Origin of the sequence: Staphylococcus equorum (assembly GCF_029024965.1) — a bacterium.
Classification (GTDB): Bacteria; Bacillota; Bacilli; order Staphylococcales; family Staphylococcaceae; genus Staphylococcus; species Staphylococcus equorum.
Map to the genome: position 1 here is coordinate 1,237,986 of NZ_CP118982.1, position 17,484 is coordinate 1,255,469.

Sequence of the window (17,484 nt, forward strand, 5' to 3'; positions counted from 1 at the left end):
AAATTAAAACATCCATCGGTTTTGATAGTCTGAATATTTTCCCAGATTATTAAATTATTAAAACGGGTAGAAATAGAAAGTAACGAATATAAAATCAACTTGTTTATGCTGATTTTTAAATACATGGAAGAAGGGAAGGATTATGAATGACAATGTATGATGAGTTTCGTTTAAATGATGGATCAACTTTACCTCATATAGGATTAGGAACGGTGAATATTCAAGGCGGAAAAGGCGTTAATCAAGTAATAAATGCAATTGATATAGGCTATAGCTTAATAGATACTTCAACTAATTATAACAATGAAGGTATGGTAGGCGAAGCAATTCGTCGTTCGTCAATTCCTCGAGAACAGATTTATGTAAGTGCTAAATTACCAGGCGCTGCTCATGAATATGATAAAGCGATTAATCTAATTCAAGAGTCACTTTATCGTACTGGGTTAGATTATTTTGACAAATACTTAATACATTGGCCGAATCCGAAACAAGGTAAATTCGTTGAGGCCTGGAAAGCATTAGTCGATGCACAGAAATATGGTTTAATTAAAACAATTGGTGTTTCTAATTTTATGCCTGAACATTTAGATGAAATTATTGAAGCAACAGGAGTGACACCAGCTACCAATCAAATAGAGATACAACCGTATTTCAATAATAAAGATTTAATAGCAGAAAATGATAAAAGAGGTATTTTATCAGAAGCATGGAGTCCTTTAGGACGTGAAATTAATGATGTTCTTACGAATGATACGATTAAAGCTATTGCTGATAAATATGATCGTACGCCCGCTCAAGTGATTATTAACTGGGTTAATCAAAACCACGTATTTCCAATTGTTAAATCGAGTGATGACGTACATCAACAAGAAAATTATAATTATCTTGACTTTGAATTAGAACAAGAAGACTTAGATAAGATTGATGCTTTAGATCAAGGTGAAAGCGGTCGTGTTGAAGGTCAAAATCCGCGTGAATATGAAGAGTTTGTTTAAGCATTTAAATCAACATTATATATTAATGACATCCTGTTCTTATGAAGGGATGTCTTTTTTTACATATGACATATTTGTTTTATGGAGTACATTAATCTTCCGGTATGCGTCAAGGTAATGTATAATCAAGATGTTATATAAGGAGGATTATATATTGGGAAGTATCTTATTAATCGGGTTATTGTTACCTGTAGTGTATCTTATGCAACTTACCAAAAAGCGCCAAGCAATTAATTTGAAAAGAACAGGTATTGCCATAGTTGTTTCAGTTATAGGGGTTGTAATTACAACTATTTTATTCGTTGTATTTAATCACACCTCAACTTCGATATGGATTTATTTATTGAGTGCTATAGCGGTAGCGATCATATGGGCACTATTATTAAGTGGCTGTTATTATGTTTATCAAGTGTTAAGTAATGGTGTAGGAAAGTAAGTAAATGACAAGTTTCTATAGTATATGTTAAGTTTTGTAAGTGGTAATTTGTAATTTTTACATATTTGAAGTAAAAGTATTAAAATTTTTAAATCTAATAGTACAAAAAATGCGCTTAATGGATAATTTAATCCTTAAGCGCTAAAATTTTAATTTATGAAATTGAAATAAGTGTTAAAATTCTCCATTAACCAAAGAATACCTTGGTAACCCAAATATATACATAACACAATAATCCCAATATATATTATAAATCTTAAAATTGATAAACCTACTCTAAATAGTAGTATGACTAAGAGTGCAAGCAGGATTATAGATAAAATACTCATTCTGTATTCACTCCCTTTAAAAACATTGTACTATGAAAATATGGCATATGCATCAGTCTATAGTTAAGTTTTAAATACTTCTAGAGACTGATGATAATTCGACCGTGAAAAATTATAATTTAGAGTGACTTAATAGGAGGATGGTTCATGCGGTTTATTTTCAGTATTGTTAAAAACATTATAGCTGTCATAGCGATAGTAGCAATTGTACTTTTCGCATTAAAATATGCACCTTTTTTAAAAGACCAAGAATGGAACCCAGTACATGACGATAAGCCATCTATGAATAATGAAGCACCTCAACAAAATTTGACAGGTGGCAAACGGTATTCAGTAGAAGATAATGACATCCTTAATAATGTACCATTTAGTCAAACGAAAAATGTGTTTGATTGGATTAATAAAAAAGAGTTTATGTCAGTTTCAGGTTTAGAAAGAATGGGTTATACTGATGAATACTTGGCTGGTCAACGTGGCGATGAGTTTATTATCTATAAATTTGGCTCAGATTCACTTCGTGTTTATAAGACAGAAATTGAAATGGAACAAGATTTAAATCAATTAGGAGCGCATATTGAACTACAACCACAATCTAACTACGAGTAATGCGTTTGAATTATAGGGTAAAATGCGTTAGCCTTAAATAAGTAAAAACGTTAAAGGTTGGTGTCCAATTATGAGTGAACAGTCTAAAGATAAGAAAATGGCTGAGCAAGCTAAAGCACAAAATTTATTTGCACGTTGGCGTAAAAAAGAAACATTATATGAAGAAGATGAGAAAAAAGCTAAAAAATCAACTGACGACAACAATTCAGATGAAAAAGAAAATAACTAAAGTAAGTTTACGTCTCTTATGGTAGAGGCGTTTTTTTATGCTTTAAAACTTAAAGGCAATTGTAATTCTTATATGAGCATATATAAAAAGATTAAGTGTATAAGCCATAAATGCATGTGTTTGCCTCAAAAAGTATTTAAACTTAATTTTTAAACAAAAATAATATATTAATTACTATTCAGAAAATCAAAATTTTTTAATACACTATTGACTGTAAGTATTGTTATAATACAATGTATCGTTTAATTTATTTCATTTTAATCAAAACATGAAGTGTATTCGCTTAATCTAGTTAAACTAGTGATTCAACGTAGGATAAATTTTGTTGTGGAATATTAGGGTTCGTGCTTTATTTCGTAACACTAGTGATATAAAATGATAATAAGAATATAAAATAGTTGGTTAATAGAGGTGTTCAGGTTGTCAAAGTTTTTTAAAAACAACAAATTGATTGTTATACTGTGTGCAATCATTGTGTTTATAGCCTTAATTGGTGTATCTTTGCGTTCACAAACGCAATCACCAGTAGAACAGTATGTAGGAGATACTGTTGCTTTTGGTCAAAAAGCAGTCAGCTATCCTGTACATTTTGTAACAGGATCTATCGGTAATCTCTTTGCAAAAGAAAGTTCAGAAGAACAAAGTAGTAAGGTGAAGCAATTAGAAGCTGAAAATGAAAGATTAAAAGCAGAAAATAAAACTTACAAAAAAGAATTAGATATTGAAGATATTTCAAAATATGAACCGATTTCTAGCACAGTACTATCTAGAAATCCTGACCAATGGATGAATACATTGGTTATAAACCAAGGTTCTAAAGATGGAATAGAAAACAATATGGCTGTGATGACTTCAGAAGGATTAGTTGGCCGCATCTCTAAAGTAAATCAATTCTCGTCTCAAGTAGATTTAATCTCAACGAACACTCGTGCTAATCGATTGTCTGTAAACATCCAACATGATGGAGAAAACGTTTTTGGTTTAATAGATCATTATGATGCTAAGAATGAAGAACTTGTAATTACAGATATAAATAATAAAGATAGTATTAAAAAAGGAGATAAAGTTGTTACGAGCGGCTTAGCAGATCAACTTCCTAGCAGTATTTACATAGGTGAAGTATCTAAAGTTGAAAATGATGAGTACGGTTTATCTAAAGAAGTAAGAGTGAAGACAGCTGCAAGTTTAGCAGACTTAAATCACGTCTATGTTGCTAAAAGAGACCCTAAAACAATACCAGATAATGAAAGCGGGGATAATTAATGCGCGCATTATACTACTTTCTTATTGGTATTGTATTGTTTTATATTGATACTGCAATTGGACTTGTTATACCAATGCAAATAGGAGATAAAGATATTATTTTCGTGCCACATTTAACGATCATGTACATTTTGATGCTAAGTGTGTATAGAAGTTTTGGTGTAGCGATGGTTTTATCAGTAGTATTAGGCCTAATTACAGATTTATATTTCGGCAGTTTTTATGGTCTATATCTATTTGGCTATATTTTATTTGTAGTCATCATGGACTTTTTCTTCAAAACATTTTATAGAGATCATACAATGCTGTTTATCATTATTGTACTTAGTACAGTCTTCTTAGAAATTTATGTAGCAATTATGTATAGTATTTTAGGGCTTATTAATTTTGTGTTTATAGATTTTATTATATTTAGATTAATACCTACATTTATATTAAATTTAATTTTACTTACAATTTTATTCCCAATTATTATGAAATTCCTAAGAAAAGTGCAATTGAAGATTGACAGTAAGAAATCCTAATGCTAAAATGCAGTAGTTGAGTAGTTCATAGCTACATACAACCGCTCAGATTCAGGTTCAAGTACATTTATGTCACCTGCATTTGGCGTGACTTAAAATTATAGGAGGTGCAAAGTATGTTTGCTATTATCGAAACAGGTGGAAAACAATTAAAAGTTGAAGAAGGACAAGAAATCTTCGTTGAAAAATTAAATTTAAACGAAGGTGATACATTCACTTTTGACAAAGTATTATTTGTAGGTGGAGACTCAGTTAAAGTTGGTGCGCCAACAGTTGAGGGTGCTACTGTTACTGCTACTGCTAATAAAGAAGGACGCGGTAAAAAAATCACTGTATTCACTTACAGACGTCGTAAAGACTCAAAACGTAAAAAAGGTCATCGTCAACCTTACACTAAATTAACTATCGACAAAATCAACGCTTAATCATGATTACTGTTGATGTTACATTGAACGAAGCTGGTCAAGTAACTGATGTTATTATGGATGGTCATGCAGAACATGGCGAATACGGGCATGATATAGTTTGTGCTGGTGCATCCGCAGTTATTTTCGGAAGCGTTAATGCTATCATGGGATTAACAAGCGAAAAGCCAGACATTGATTACAATGATGACGGTGGACATTTCCACGTAAGAAGTGTCGATGCTACAAATGAAAAAGCGCAATTAATTCTTCAGGCAATGTTAGTATCATTGCAAACAATTGAAGAAGAATATAAAGAAAATATCAGACTAAATTATAAGTGAGGTGCAACCCAATGTTAAAATTAAACTTACAATTCTTCGCATCTAAAAAAGGGGTAAGTTCTACAAGAAACGGACGTGACTCTGAGTCAAAACGTTTAGGTGCTAAACGTGCTGATGGTCAATACGTTACAGGTGGATCAATTTTATTCCGCCAACGTGGTACTAAAATCTATCCTGGTGAAAATGTTGGTCGTGGTGGCGACGATACATTATTCGCTAAAATCGACGGCGTTGTTAAATTTGAACGTAAAGGTCGCGACAAAAAACAAGTTTCTGTTTACGCAGCAGCTGAGTAGTTTTTGTCACCATTAACACCAGAAGTTATGACTTCTGGTGTTAATTTTTTTGTCTTTATTTTCTAGTAGGCAAGATAATGATATAATATAAAAGATATGGAAATTAAGTTTTTAGAAAAAGAGGTGAAATCATGTTTGTCGATCAAGTTAAAATATCACTCAAAGCAGGTGATGGCGGTAATGGTATAACAGCCTATCGTAGAGAGAAATATATTCCATTTGGTGGCCCAGCTGGTGGCGACGGTGGTAATGGTGCGTCAATTATATTTGAAGTTGATGAAGGGTTAAGAACTTTATTAGACTTTAGATATCAAACACATTTCAAGGCTAATAGAGGTGGCGCTGGTCAAACAAGTAATATGCATGGTAAAAATGCAGATCACTTAGTTCTAAAAGTACCGCCAGGCACAATTGTGAAAAATGTTGAAACAGAGGAAGTTGTTGCAGATTTAGTTGAAGATGGTCAACGTGCAACTGTAGCTAAGGGTGGTCGTGGAGGCCGAGGTAACTCTCGTTTCGCTTCTCCAAGAAACCCTGCACCTGATTTTAGTGAAAATGGAGAACCAGGTGAAGAAATAGAGGTTACGCTAGAATTAAAATTGCTAGCCGATGTAGGATTAGTAGGTTTTCCGAGCGTGGGTAAATCTACCTTACTCTCAATAGTATCTAAAGCCAAACCGAAAATTGGTGCATATCATTTCACTACAATTAAACCTAACTTAGGTGTTGTTTCCACAAAAGATCAAAGAAGTTTTGTAATGGCAGATTTACCTGGTCTTATTGAAGGTGCGTCTGAAGGTGTAGGATTAGGTCATCAATTTTTAAAACACGTTGAGAGAACAAAAGTTATTGTTCATATGATTGATATGAGTGGCTCTGAAGGTCGCGATCCATTTGAAGATTATAAAGTAATTAATGAAGAATTAAGTGCTTATGAACATCGTCTAGAAGAGAGACCTCAAATCGTTGTAGCAAATAAGATGGATATGCCAAATGCTGAAGATAACTTAGAAATTTTTAAAGAAGAATTGAATGATGATAGTATTCATATTATTCCTTTATCTACAGTAATGCATGATCATATAGACGAACTCTTATATGCAATTGCAGATAAATTAGAAGAAGTGAAAGACATTGACTTTAGTAAAGAAGAAGAGGAAGATTTGGGTGTTAACAGAGTGTTGTATAAACATACGCCAAGTCAAGATAACTTCACAATTACTAGAGATGATGATGCTGCATACGTTGTAAGTGGTAAAGCAATTGAAAGAATGTTCAAGATGACTGACTTCAATAGTGACCCGGCAGTACGTAGATTCGCACGTCAAATGCGCTCTATGGGCATTGATGAGGCGTTGAGAGCACGCGGTTGTGAAAATGGTGATATTGTAAGGATACTTGGCGGAGAATTTGAATTTGTTGAATAGGAGTGCTTAATTTGGACAAAAAAGACTATAAAAAGTTTTATTTAATTAGAGAAGATGTTTTACCAGAATCAGTTGTAAAAACTTTAAAAATTAAAGATGTATTAAAAAATAATCCGTCATTGTCCATATTTGAAGCAGTCAAACAGTTTGATTTATCTAGAAGTGCATTTTATAAATATCGAGATACTATATTTCCGATTGATGAAAAAATGGAATCAACGAGAGAGTTTACATTAATATTGTATGTCAATGATATCGTAGGCATGTTGGCACAAGTATTAAATACATTATCTAGTTTACAGTTATCTGTATTAACCATTCACCAAAGTATTCCAATGGATGGAAGAGCAACAATCACACTTTCATTAGATGCGAAGGGTACGGATTTGGAAATTGATGATGTAATGGAAGCTTTAAAAATTATTGATCATATTTCTAAAGTTGAATTAATTAGTATGACTATATAAGGAAGTGTAAACTTGTACGCATATATTAAAGGCACATTAACAGTATTGAATCCTACACACGTGGTGGTTGAAGCATCAGGTGTAGGATATGAGATTCAAACACCTAATTCTTATCGTTTTCAAAAACAAATGGATCAAGAAGTTGTGATTCACACTTCACTTATCGTAAGAGAAGATGCACAGTTGCTCTATGGCTTTATAAATCAAGAAGAAAAAGATATGTTTTTAAGCTTGATAAAAGTAACTGGCATAGGTCCGAAATCTGCACTAGCTATTTTAGCAAGTAGTTCTCCGAATGACGTCAAAATTGCCATCGAGAATGAAAATGATGCTTATTTAACACAATTCCCTGGAATAGGTAAAAAAACTGCACGCCAAATTGTCTTGGATCTTAAAGGTAAGGTTCAGATTAATGAAGTAGATAGCAGTCAGCTATTAAACATGGGGATTGATAGTAATGGCGCAACTGCAATTGTTAAAGAAGCAATGCTAGCATTAGAAGCATTAGGTTATTCTAAACGTGAATTGACTAAAGTCGAAAAAACATTAACTAAAGAATCATTTGAATCTGTCGATGATGCAGTTAAAAGAGGATTACAATTACTTATATCATAAATATTACTATATTTAAAAAGGGGGGAATGTAATGGATGATAGAATGGTAGACCAATCAGTACATGAAGAGGAATCTTCATTTGAACTTTCTTTACGACCAACAAGGTTACGTCAATATATTGGACAATCAGCGATTAAATCGAATTTAGAAGTGTTTATTAAAGCAGCTAAAATGAGACAAGAGCCGTTAGATCATGTCCTATTATTTGGCCCCCCTGGATTAGGTAAAACGACTTTGTCTAACATCATTGCGAATGAAATGGAAGTAAATATTAGAACGATTTCTGGGCCATCTGTAGAACGGCCAGGTGATTTAGCGGCGATTCTTTCTAGTTTACAACCAGGAGACGTTTTATTTATTGATGAAATTCACAGGTTAAGTAGTGTTGTTGAAGAAGTATTATATCCCGCAATGGAAGATTTCTTTTTGGACATCGTTATTGGTAAAGGAGAAGAAGCGAGAAGTATTCGTATAGACTTGCCTCCATTTACTTTAATAGGTGCTACTACAAGAGCGGGTAGTTTAACAGCTCCTTTACGTGATAGATTCGGTGTTCATCTCAGATTAGAGTATTACGAAGAACCTGAATTAGAAGAAATCATTGTGCGTACTGCTGAAGTATTGGGAACGTCTATCGATAAAGAAAGTGCAACGGAATTAGCTAAACGTAGTCGAGGTACGCCAAGGGTTGCCAATCGTTTGTTAAAACGTGTACGTGATTTTCAACAAGTGAAGGAAGATGAATCAATTAGCATAGATACTACAAAGCAATCTCTGCAGTTATTACAAGTAGATGATGAAGGGCTAGATTACATTGATCATAAAATGATGAATTGTATATTGCAGCAGTATAAAGGCGGACCTGTTGGTTTGGATACGATAGCTGTTTCTATTGGTGAGGAACGCATTACAATTGAAGATGTATATGAACCCTTTTTAATTCAAAAAGGATTCATTGAGCGTACGCCAAGAGGACGGAAAGCGACACCTTATGCATTTGAACATTTTAGCAAGAATGGAAAGAGGGAATAAGTTTGGATATTGAAGCATTTGATTATCATTTGCCTGAAGCATTGATAGCACAAACACCTCTGAAAAACAGAGATGAGAGTAAATTATTAGTTCTTGGCAGACAAACTGGTGATATTGAACATAAACATTTTAAAGATGTCATTGATTACTTAGATAAAGGTGACACACTTGTATTAAACGATACAAGAGTAATGCCAGCTCGTTTGTTTGGTTTGAAAGAAGAAACCGGTGCAAAAGTAGAGATGCTAATGCTGACACAAATCTCTGGTAATGATTGGGAAGTATTATTAAAACCTGCAAAAAGAATCAAAGTTGGTAACAAATTATCGTTCGGTGATGGCAAAATAGTTGCTGAGTGTATTGAGGAGTTAAATCAAGGTGGTCGTATAATGAGACTACATTACGAAGGCATATTACAAGAGCGCTTAGATGAGCTTGGTGAAATGCCGTTACCTCCTTATATTAAAGAACGCTTAGATGATCAAGATCGTTATCAAACTGTTTATGCCAAAGCATCTGGTTCTGCAGCAGCACCAACAGCAGGGTTACATTTTACTGACGAATTATTAAATCGTATAAAAGCAAAAGGTATTAACATCGCATTCATTACACTACATGTTGGTTTAGGTACATTTAGACCTGTAAGTGTAGATAATATTGACGATCATGAAATGCACAGTGAATATTATCAAATGGACCAAGAAACAGCAAAGTTGTTAAATGAAACCAAGTCTAAAGGACATCGTGTAATTTCTGTAGGTACAACTTCAACTAGGACATTAGAAACGATTATGCAAACAAATGAGGCATTTAAAGCTCAAAGCGGCTGGACAGATATCTTTATCTTCCCAGGCTATACATTTAAGGCAATTGATGGTTTAATTACAAACTTTCATTTACCAAAATCAACGCTTGTAATGCTAGTATCTGCTTTCAGTAGTAGAGATTATATTTTAAATGCATATCAACAAGCGGTAAAATCAGAATACAGATTCTTTAGTTTCGGAGATGCAATGTTAATTATTTAGGGAATGAAAGGAGATTTTATATGCCAGCAGTAACGTATGAGCATATTAAAACTTGTAAGCAATCAGGTGCGCGTTTAGGTATTGTACACACACCTCATGGATCATTTGAAACACCGATGTTTATGCCAGTAGGAACAAAAGCAACTGTTAAAACAATGAGTCCAGAAGAATTACATCAGATGGAAGCGAAAATCATTTTAGGGAATACTTATCATTTGTGGTTACAGCCAGGAAATGATATTATCAAAAAGAGTGGGGGATTACATCAGTTCATGAACTGGAATGGTCCTATACTGACTGATTCTGGCGGTTTCCAAGTATTTAGCTTAAGTAATTTGAGAAACATTACTGAAAAAGGCGTAGAGTTCCGTCATCACAAAAATGGATCGAAACTATTTTTGAGTCCTGAGAAAGCTACAGAGATTCAAAATGATTTAGGTTCAGATATTATGATGGCATTTGACGAATGTCCTCCAATGCCTGCCGAATATAAATATGTGAAAGATTCTATTGAAAGAACCACTAGATGGGCTGAGAGATGTTTGAAAGCACATAAGAGACCTGAAGATCAAGCTTTGTTTGGTATTATACAAGGCGGAGAATATAAAGATCTTAGAAAACAAAGCGCTGAAGAATTAGTTGCTTTAGATTTTCCAGGATATGCAATTGGTGGCCTGTCTGTAGGAGAGCCTAAACCAGTAATGTACGATATGGTGACGCATACTGAACAATTTATGCCGAAGGATAAACCACGTTATTTAATGGGTGTGGGTTCACCAGATGCATTGATTGAATGTAGTATTCGAGGTATAGACATGTTTGACTGTGTACTACCAACACGTATCGCACGTAACGGTACTTGTATGACTTCACATGGACGAGTGACTATTAAAAATGCTAAATATGCAGAAGATTTAGGACCACTTGATGAAAATTGTGACTGCTATACTTGTAAAAATTATAGTAGAGCTTACATAAGACATTTAATTAAAGCAGAAGAAACTTTTGGTATCCGTCTTACTACTTATCATAATTTACATTTCTTGCTAAAATTAATGGAAAATGTACGACAAGCTATTCGTGAAGATCGTCTTCTTGATTTTAAAGAAGAATTCTTTGAACAGTATGGACTTAATGTAGACAACCCAAAAAACTTTTAACAAGGGAGAAATAAAATAATGCAATTTACTTCATTAATATTACCAATTTTATTATTAGCATTAATGTGGTTTTTCTTAATCAGACCACAACAAAAAAGAGCGAAAGAGCATCGTGAAATGATTAGCCAAGTAAGTTCTGGCCAACATGTAACTACAATCGGTGGTATCAAAGGTACTGTTCGTGCAGTAGATGAAACTACAGTAGTATTAACTTTAAATGGCAACGGTACTGAAATCACTTTAGAAAAACCTGCTATAAAACAAGTTGATCCTTCATAATAAAGTAAAGAACTGATATGAAAATATCAGTTCTTTTTTTATTGACATATTCTACTGAAACATTAATGGAAATCATATATACTTTCTTAAACAATATGCTGATATAGTGTTATAATTTAAAATGACCTAGTATATAATCATCATAGCTTAACGTATAAACGAGTAATATTCTTGTAACAATTTAAAAAGTTAATAACGCTTACAATTAAGTTATGAATACAAAATAGTTGAGTTAGTTTTTACACACGTTGTAATATGTTAAGATAATAAGGTCGTTTAGAAAAACGTATAGATTGTATAAAATTGCATTAAAATGATTTAATCAAGTATTCTTATAACATAAGCTTACAATGAGGTGTTTAAGTGAAGAAGAGTAGTAGAATAGTTGCATTCATAGTGTTGGTAGCTCTGTTGTTGGGAGCTATGGCATTTACTTATAAGAGTGTAGTTAAAGACGTTAGTCTTGGTTTAGACTTACAAGGTGGATTTGAGGTCTTATATCAAGTAGATCCTTTACAAAAAGATGATAAAATTGACGATAAAGCGGTTAAATCAACAGCGAAAACGCTTGAAAATCGTGTCAACGTCTTAGGTGTTTCCGAGCCGAAAATTCAAGTCGAAGATAAAAATAGGATTCGTGTTCAACTTGCTGGTGTTAAAAACCAGTCTGAAGCGCGGGATGTTTTATCATCACAAGCAAATTTAACGATTCGTGATGCAGATGATAATATCAAATTGACTGGTAAAGATATTCAACAAGGTTCAGCAAAACAAGAATTCAAAGAGAATACGAATCAACCAGCAGTTACTTTCCAATTAAAAGATAGTGATAAATTTAAAAAAGTAACTGAAGAAATTTCGAAAAAAGATGAAAACGTCATGGTTGTTTGGTTAGATTACGAAAAAGGCGATTCTTACCATAAAGAAGTGACTAAAAAAGATCCGAAATTCGTTTCAGCTGCTTCAGTAGATAAACCAATTAACTCTGATAGTGTTGAAATTTCAGGTGGATTTAACGGTGAAGAAGGCATTAAAGAGGCTAAACAAATTGCTGATTTATTAAATGCAGGTTCCTTACCAGTAGATTTAAATGAGATTTATTCTAATTCAGTTGGCGCCCAATTTGGTCAAGATGCATTAGATAAAACAGTATTTGCTGCTATAATTGGTATCGCAGTAATTTATCTATTCATGTTAGGTTTCTACCGTTTACCAGGTTTAGTAGCAATTATTGCACTAACGGCGTATATATACCTAACAATGGTAGCATTTAACTTTATATCTGGTGTACTTACATTACCAGGTTTAGCAGCTTTAGTGTTAGGTGTCGGTATGGCTGTCGATGCGAACATTATAATGTATGAGCGGATTAAAGATGAGCTCAAAATTGGACGGACGCTCAAACAAGCTTATAAAAAGGCGAATAAGAGTTCTTTCTTAACCATTTTCGATGCACAGTTAACAACTGTTATCGCAGCCGCAGTGTTGTTCTTCTTTGGTGAAAGTTCAGTTAAAGGTTTCGCAACTATGTTACTTATTGGTATCTTAATGATCTTCGTAACAGCAGTGTTCCTATCAAGATGGCTATTATCACTACTTGTGTCATCTAATTACTTCAAAAAATCATATTGGTTATTTGGTGTAAACAAGAAAGATATTCATAATATCAATGAAGAAAAAGATATTCATGATTTGAGAACGCCATATGAGCGCTGGGACTTTATGAAATTAGCGAAACCATTGTTATCATTAAGCGCCATTATTATCATTGTTGGTGCCATCATTCTCTTCATTTTCAAATTAAATTTAGGTATTGACTTCACAAGTGGTACGAGAGTTGATTTTGAATCTGAAAATAAAGTGTCAGAGGAAAAAGTAACTCAAACACTTGAAGATAAAGATTTCAAACCATCTCAGGTTTCATTAGGTGAAAATGGACAAAATGCAACCGTGCAATTTAAAAATGATTTGTCTAAAGATGAAGTTGCTAAAATTAAGAGTACTATAGATAATGAATTTGGTAATGATCCAACGGTCAATACGGTTTCACCTGTAATTGGTCGGGAACTTGCTAAAAATGCTATGTTTGCACTTGTATATGCTGCTATTGGTATTATTATCTATACTACATTTAGATTTGAGTGGCGTATGGGGCTATCATCCGTAATTGCATTACTACATGATGCATTTATGATTGTTGCTGTATTTAGTTTATTCAGATTAGAGGTGGATATTACCTTTATCGCTGCAGTATTAACGATTATTGGTTACTCTATCAATGATACGATTGTTACATTTGATAGGGTCCGGGAAAACTTACACAAAGTAAAAGTAATTACGAAGAAATCTCAAATAGACGATATTGTTAATAGATCGATTCGTCAGACAATGACACGTTCTATCAATACTGTTTTAACAGTAGTTATCGTAGTTATTTCGTTACTGGCATTTGGTGCACCAAGTATCTTTAACTTCTCATTAGCCTTACTTATCGGTCTGATTTCAGGTGTGTTCTCATCTGTGTTTATCGCAGTACCGTTATGGGGCATTATGAAGAAACGTCAACTTAAAAAATCAGATGATCATAAGATTGTCGTTTATAAAGAGAAAAAATCAAATGATGAAAAAATCTTAGTATAAGTTGCACAGGATGTAAGTACTTTGAATCTAGTGAAAACTATAGCTAAAATATGTTAAAGAAAGTGAAACAGCTCGAATTAAAAATTCGGGCTGTTTTTTTATGTGTTTAAAAAGGTATTAACGAATATAGTAATTTTAAAGACGAATGATGTTTATTAAGCTAAAGTATAGTGCTTTTCATGTTAAGATGTATTTGTGAATTTTTTAAAAAACATGGTATTCGCTGTATAAATATAATAGAAAGTCTTATTTAAATGTAAGTACTTTTTATTTTCGAATATCTTTTGTATAATTGCTTGTGGAAATGAGGGAGAATAGTATGATTAAATCCAAGTATACTTGGGATGTTAACGCACCAGAAACTGAGATTACAGAGGAAGTTTCATCAGAATTAAAGCTAACTCCTATTGTAAAGAAAATCTTAGAAAGTAAAGGATTAACTGATAAACCATCAATTGAGGCTTTGTTAAAAGGCACTCAAGTCACACATGATCCATTATTAATGAGCGATATGACTAAAGCTGTCGAACGTATTAATTTGGCGATAGATCAAAATCAAAAGATTTTAGTGTATGGTGATTATGATGCAGATGGTGTAACGTCTACAACTATACTCGTAAACACGTTAAAAGAGTTGGGCGCACATGTAGGTTGGTATATACCGAATCGTTTCTCTGAAGGTTATGGTCCAAATGAAATGGCGTTCAAAAATGCTTATGAAGAAGAGATTTCACTCATTATTACTGTAGATAATGGCATACAAGGCCATGAAGAAATACAAATGGTGCAAGATTTAGGTGTCGATGTAATTGTGACAGACCATCACGAAATTGGTAGAACAATGCCTAATGCTTATGCAATTGTACATCCGATGCATCCGGAATTTGATTATCCATTCAAGTATTTATGTGGTGCAGGCGTAGCTTATAAATTAGCACAGAATTTATTGGATGAGCCACCTGCATATTTCCTTGGCTTAGTTGCTATAGGAACAATTGCTGATTTAGTATCTTTAACGGATGAAAATCGAACTTTAGTTCAACAAGGATTAGAAGTTCTTAATGATCATTGTCCACCATCTATAAGGGCGATTTTAAAACAAGCTGGTTACAGTGATGAAATTAATGAAGAAACAATCGGTTTTATCATCGGCCCTCGCTTAAACGCAGTAGGTAGACTTGAAGATGCTGCGCTTGCTGCAGAATTATTAATGGCTGAAACAGATGAAGAAGCTGATTTTTTAGCTGAACAAGTTGAATTCTTTAATCAAGAGCGTAAAGATATCGTTGCACAAATTTCTGAAGAAGCATTACAAGTTGCTGAAGCACAAGTACAACAAGGCGCTAAATTTTTATTATTAGCTGAACCTAATTGGCATGAAGGTGTTTTAGGCATAGTGGCTTCTAAAGTTGTAGAAACGTATAGTTTACCAACGCTTATATTAAATGTCGATGAGGCGCAAGGCCATGCAAAAGGCTCAGCTCGTAGCATAGCTCAAGTCTCAATGTTCGAAGTTTTGAATGCACATGGTGATTTAATTTCGAAATTTGGTGGTCATCATATGGCTGCAGGTGTAACGATGCCTATAGAACACATTGAAACACTGAGACAAGGACTAAATGATTGGATGACTCAACTTGCTGAAACAACATCACTTGAACCACGTAAAAAAGTAGATGTTAAAATTTCAGAAGCTGATATAACAATAAAAAATATTCAAGATATTCAAAGACTACGTCCTTTTGGTACAGATTTTTCAAGTCCATGCTTTGAATTACAAGATGTTAATGTCAATCAAGCAAAAGGAATTGGCCAAGAACAGAAACATCTGAAACTCGTAATGGGTGAAAGTCAATTACAGGCTATCTTTTGGCAAAACGGGCACCTTGTTAAAGAATTAGGAGAACAACAACCGATTAATTGTATCGGTACGTTGCAGATTAATGAATGGAATGGTTTTCAATCTCCTCAATTCATGATACAAGACTTATCAAGTAATAACTTACAAATTCTTGATTATCGAAGTAAAAGTAAAGTGAGTGGCTTTGAGCAAAATTCAACGGATGTAGCTTATCTTATTCATAAAAAAAGTGAAAAACTAGGCGAGAATTATTACTTTTATGGTGATGAAATTCAACAAAATTATGATAAATATGTGTTCCGTGATTTGCCTGCTTCGATACAAGAAATCAGAGATACTTTGAAAACTGTGGAGGTTTCCCAAATTTACCTTGTTTTAAATCATGAACGCTCGATTTATTTCGAAGGCATGCCCAAAATGGAAACATTCAAACAATGCTTTAAAGCGTTAGCTACGAAAAAAGAAACTAATTTAGCTAAAGATGGTATGCAACTTTGCCAATACTTAAATATACAGTCTAGTATGCTTAAATTCATCTTGAAAGTTTTCCTTGATTTAGAGTTTATCAAAGATGAAAATGGTATAATTAAGATAAATAGCGACTCCACTAAGAAAGCAATTGAATCGAGTAAGTATTATCAAGGTCGTTTGGAAAGAATTGAAGTTGAAAAAATGTTGCTTTATGAAGATTTTACTAAATTAAAGCAATGGATTAAGTCTGAACTGGTAGATAAATAGGAGGAAGTTTGAATGGATTTAAAACAGTATGTGTCGGAAGTAGAAGATTGGCCAAAGCCTGGAGTTAACTTTAAAGATATTACAACAATTATGGATAACGGTGAAGCATTTGGTTATGCTACAGATCAAATTGTCCATTATGCTAAAGACCGTGATGTAGATGTGATAGTTGGACCAGAAGCGCGTGGCTTTATCATAGGTTGCCCAGTAGCTTATTCAATGGGTATTGGTTTTGCGCCAGTTAGAAAAGAAGGCAAATTACCAAGAGAAGTAATTCGCTACGAATACGATTTAGAATATGGGACAAATGTGCTAACAATGCATAAAGATGCGCTTAAACCAGGTCAACGTGTGTTAATTACCGATGACTTATTAGCTACGGGTGGAACGATTGAAGCGGCAATTAAACTTGTTGAACAATTAGGTGGCATCGTTGTAGGTATTGCATTTATCATTGAACTTAAATATCTTAACGGTATTGAAAAAATAGAAGATTACGACGTAATGAGTTTAATCTCATACGACGAATAAAATATAATAGTAAGATAACGAAAGAAGCTCAGACATGTATTTATGTTCTAGCTTCTTTTTTATTTAAAATATATATAATTTATTACATTAGAGCGAATCGTCGGTGAGTTACTTAAGGCCTTTTGTCTTAAGCTATTTCATTTTTTTTGAAATTTTAAAACATTTGAGTCTTTCATATTAATGACATACACTTGAACACACTATATAATATTTAAAAATAAACTTTATTTTCCCAATACGCACATGAACTCATTTATTTATTTAATAACATGTAGTATC

Annotated in this window: 20 protein-coding genes and 1 other annotated feature; of the genes, 19 read left to right on the plus strand and 1 reads right to left on the minus strand. The window is 33.3% G+C overall.

Annotated features, from left to right (window positions below):
• The first annotated feature begins 146 nt into the window (after window positions 1–146).
• Both PYW44_RS06000 and PYW44_RS06005 read left to right on the plus strand, forming a co-directional pair.
• Window positions 147–995: an aldo/keto reductase gene (locus tag PYW44_RS06000; RefSeq protein ID WP_021339109.1), complete on the plus strand. Its 849-nt coding sequence runs from the start codon at window positions 147–149 to the stop codon at window positions 993–995.
• 154 nt (window positions 996–1,149) lie between these two features.
• Window positions 1,150–1,431: a hypothetical protein gene (locus PYW44_RS06005; RefSeq protein ID WP_002507402.1), complete on the plus strand. Its 282-nt coding sequence runs from the start codon at window positions 1,150–1,152 to the stop codon at window positions 1,429–1,431.
• A 149-nt stretch (window positions 1,432–1,580) separates the two neighbouring features.
• On the opposite strand, the gene PYW44_RS06010 is transcribed toward PYW44_RS06005, so the two are convergent.
• Window positions 1,581–1,760: a hypothetical protein gene (locus PYW44_RS06010; RefSeq protein ID WP_071561853.1), complete on the minus strand. Its 180-nt coding sequence runs from the start codon at window positions 1,758–1,760 to the stop codon at window positions 1,581–1,583.
• Window positions 1,761–1,907: 147 nt separating this feature from the next.
• Between PYW44_RS06010 and PYW44_RS06015 the strand changes: the two genes are divergently transcribed.
• The 17 genes from PYW44_RS06015 (at window position 1,908) to PYW44_RS06095 (ending at window position 17,205) form a co-directional block, all read left to right on the plus strand.
• The gene (locus tag PYW44_RS06015; protein WP_021339111.1) at window positions 1,908–2,366 is read left to right on the plus strand and encodes a DUF4930 family protein; all 459 of its coding nucleotides are present in this window, start codon (window positions 1,908–1,910) and stop codon (window positions 2,364–2,366) included.
• Window positions 2,367–2,436: 70 nt separating this feature from the next.
• On the plus strand, window positions 2,437–2,595 hold the full coding sequence (locus PYW44_RS06020) for a hypothetical protein (RefSeq protein WP_021339112.1): 159 nt from the start codon (window positions 2,437–2,439) through the stop codon (window positions 2,593–2,595).
• A gap of 420 nt (window positions 2,596–3,015) precedes the next feature.
• On the plus strand, window positions 3,016–3,858 hold the full coding sequence (gene mreC / locus PYW44_RS06025) for a rod shape-determining protein MreC (RefSeq protein WP_002507405.1): 843 nt from the start codon (window positions 3,016–3,018) through the stop codon (window positions 3,856–3,858).
• Window positions 3,858–4,382: a rod shape-determining protein MreD gene (gene mreD, locus PYW44_RS06030; RefSeq protein ID WP_002507406.1), complete on the plus strand. Its 525-nt coding sequence runs from the start codon at window positions 3,858–3,860 to the stop codon at window positions 4,380–4,382. The genes mreC and mreD overlap by 1 nt, the downstream gene beginning before the upstream one ends.
• A gap of 29 nt (window positions 4,383–4,411) precedes the next feature.
• Window positions 4,412–4,485, plus strand: a sequence feature (ribosomal protein L21 leader region).
• Window positions 4,486–4,498: 13 nt separating this feature from the next.
• On the plus strand, window positions 4,499–4,807 hold the full coding sequence (gene rplU, locus PYW44_RS06035; RefSeq protein WP_002507407.1) for a 50S ribosomal protein L21: 309 nt from the start codon (window positions 4,499–4,501) through the stop codon (window positions 4,805–4,807).
• Window positions 4,808–4,809: 2 nt separating this feature from the next.
• Window positions 4,810–5,130, plus strand: a complete 321-nt coding sequence (locus tag PYW44_RS06040) for a ribosomal-processing cysteine protease Prp (RefSeq protein WP_002507408.1) — start codon at window positions 4,810–4,812, stop codon at window positions 5,128–5,130.
• 11 nt (window positions 5,131–5,141) lie between these two features.
• A complete protein-coding gene (gene rpmA, locus PYW44_RS06045) occupies window positions 5,142–5,426 on the plus strand; it encodes a 50S ribosomal protein L27 (RefSeq protein WP_002507409.1) in 285 nt (94 codons plus the stop codon).
• 131 nt (window positions 5,427–5,557) lie between these two features.
• Window positions 5,558–6,853: a GTPase ObgE gene (gene obgE / locus PYW44_RS06050; protein ID WP_021339114.1), complete on the plus strand. Its 1,296-nt coding sequence runs from the start codon at window positions 5,558–5,560 to the stop codon at window positions 6,851–6,853.
• 11 nt (window positions 6,854–6,864) lie between these two features.
• Window positions 6,865–7,320, plus strand: a complete 456-nt coding sequence (locus tag PYW44_RS06055) for an ACT domain-containing protein (RefSeq protein WP_021339115.1) — start codon at window positions 6,865–6,867, stop codon at window positions 7,318–7,320.
• 12 nt (window positions 7,321–7,332) lie between these two features.
• Entirely contained in the window at window positions 7,333–7,935 is a 603-nt protein-coding gene (ruvA, locus tag PYW44_RS06060) for a Holliday junction branch migration protein RuvA (RefSeq protein ID WP_002507412.1), read from the plus strand.
• 31 nt (window positions 7,936–7,966) lie between these two features.
• Window positions 7,967–8,968 (plus strand): Holliday junction branch migration DNA helicase RuvB, encoded by a 1,002-nt coding sequence (gene ruvB / locus PYW44_RS06065; RefSeq protein WP_021339116.1) that lies wholly within the window; start codon window positions 7,967–7,969, stop codon window positions 8,966–8,968.
• A gap of 2 nt (window positions 8,969–8,970) precedes the next feature.
• Window positions 8,971–9,996 (plus strand): tRNA preQ1(34) S-adenosylmethionine ribosyltransferase-isomerase QueA, encoded by a 1,026-nt coding sequence (gene queA / locus PYW44_RS06070; RefSeq protein WP_002507414.1) that lies wholly within the window; start codon window positions 8,971–8,973, stop codon window positions 9,994–9,996.
• 20 nt (window positions 9,997–10,016) lie between these two features.
• Entirely contained in the window at window positions 10,017–11,156 is a 1,140-nt protein-coding gene (tgt, locus tag PYW44_RS06075; protein WP_002507415.1) for a tRNA guanosine(34) transglycosylase Tgt, read from the plus strand.
• Window positions 11,157–11,174: 18 nt separating this feature from the next.
• The gene (yajC, locus tag PYW44_RS06080; RefSeq protein WP_002507416.1) at window positions 11,175–11,435 is read left to right on the plus strand and encodes a preprotein translocase subunit YajC; all 261 of its coding nucleotides are present in this window, start codon (window positions 11,175–11,177) and stop codon (window positions 11,433–11,435) included.
• Between the two features lie 363 nt (window positions 11,436–11,798).
• On the plus strand, window positions 11,799–14,075 hold the full coding sequence (gene secDF, locus PYW44_RS06085) for a protein translocase subunit SecDF (protein WP_031265961.1): 2,277 nt from the start codon (window positions 11,799–11,801) through the stop codon (window positions 14,073–14,075).
• 319 nt (window positions 14,076–14,394) lie between these two features.
• Window positions 14,395–16,674 (plus strand): single-stranded-DNA-specific exonuclease RecJ, encoded by a 2,280-nt coding sequence (gene recJ, locus PYW44_RS06090; RefSeq protein WP_069801588.1) that lies wholly within the window; start codon window positions 14,395–14,397, stop codon window positions 16,672–16,674.
• A gap of 12 nt (window positions 16,675–16,686) precedes the next feature.
• Window positions 16,687–17,205 carry an adenine phosphoribosyltransferase gene (locus PYW44_RS06095; protein ID WP_021339119.1) on the plus strand — a complete coding sequence of 173 codons (519 nt, stop codon included), beginning with the start codon at window positions 16,687–16,689 and terminating at the stop codon, window positions 17,203–17,205.
• Window positions 17,206–17,484: the final 279 nt, after the last annotated feature.